We start from the raw sequence: 1,160 nt of genomic DNA, 5'->3' as shown, positions 1-1,160 counted from the left end.
CGGCATCATGCATCAGATCAATCTGGAGAAGATGTCGCCGGTGGTGTACGTGCAGGACGGCCTGGCCTTCCCCGACACCTGCGTGGGCACCGACAGCCACACGCCGCATGTCGACGCGCTGGGCGTGATCGCGGTGGGCGTCGGCGGCCTGGAGGCCGAGAACGTGATGCTGGGCCGCGCCTCGTGGATGCGCCTGCCCGACATCGTCGGCGTGGAGCTGACCGGCCGGCGCCAGCCGGGCATCACCGCCACCGACATCGTGCTGGCGCTCACAGAGATCCTGCGCAAGGAAAAAGTGGTCGGCGCGTACCTGGAGTTCTTCGGCGAAGGCACGCATGGCCTGACCATCGGCGACCGCGCCACCTTCTCCAACATGTGCCCCGAGTACGGCGCCACGGCCGCGCTCTTCTACATCGACGACCAGACGCTCACCTACCTGCGGCTCACAGGCCGCGAAGACGCACAGGTCGCGCTGGTCGAAACGTATGCGAAGACAGCCGGCTTCTGGGGCGATGCGCTGAAGACCGCGAGCTACGAACGCGTGTTGAAGTTCGACCTGTCGAGCGTGGTGCGCAACATGGCCGGCCCTTCCAACCCGCACCGTCGGCTGCCGACCTCGCAACTGGCCGAACGCAACATCGCCGTCGGTCTTGCAGAAGCCAGGCTGCAGGAAGCAGCAGGCCTGATGCCCGACGGCGCCGTGATCATCGCGGCCATCACGTCGTGCACCAACACCTCGAACCCGCGCAACGTGATCGCGGCCGCACTGCTGGCGCGCAATGCCAATCGCCTGGGTCTCAAGCGCAAGCCGTGGGTCAAGTCATCGCTGGCGCCGGGCTCCAAGGCTGTGGAGCTCTACCTGCGCGACGCCGGCCTGCTGCCCGAGCTGGAACAGCTCGGCTTCGGCATCGTCGCCTTTGCCTGCACCACCTGCAACGGCATGTCGGGTGCGCTGGACCCGAAGATCCAGCAGGAGATCATCGAGCGCGACCTGTACGCCACCGCGGTGCTCTCGGGCAACCGCAACTTCGACGGCCGCATCCATCCGTATGCGAAGCAGGCCTTCCTGGCATCGCCGCCGCTGGTCGTGGCCTACGCGATCGCGGGCACGATGCGCTTCGACATCGAGCGCGACGTGCTGGACGTGGTGAACGGCAAGG

General features: G+C 66.9%; 1 protein-coding gene. It reads left to right on the top strand.

The window, feature by feature from the left end:
• A partial coding sequence (locus tag ACSFA3_RS24810) for an aconitase family protein (protein ID WP_435508018.1) occupies positions 1-1,160 on the top strand: 1,160 nt, incomplete at both ends.

The sequence above is a fragment of the Variovorax glucosi genome, assembly GCF_051216695.1.
Taxonomy (GTDB): Bacteria; Pseudomonadota; Gammaproteobacteria; order Burkholderiales; family Burkholderiaceae_C; genus Variovorax.
The sequence above is the reverse complement of the archived record's forward strand: the minus strand, read 5'-3'. Positions and strand labels throughout refer to the sequence as shown.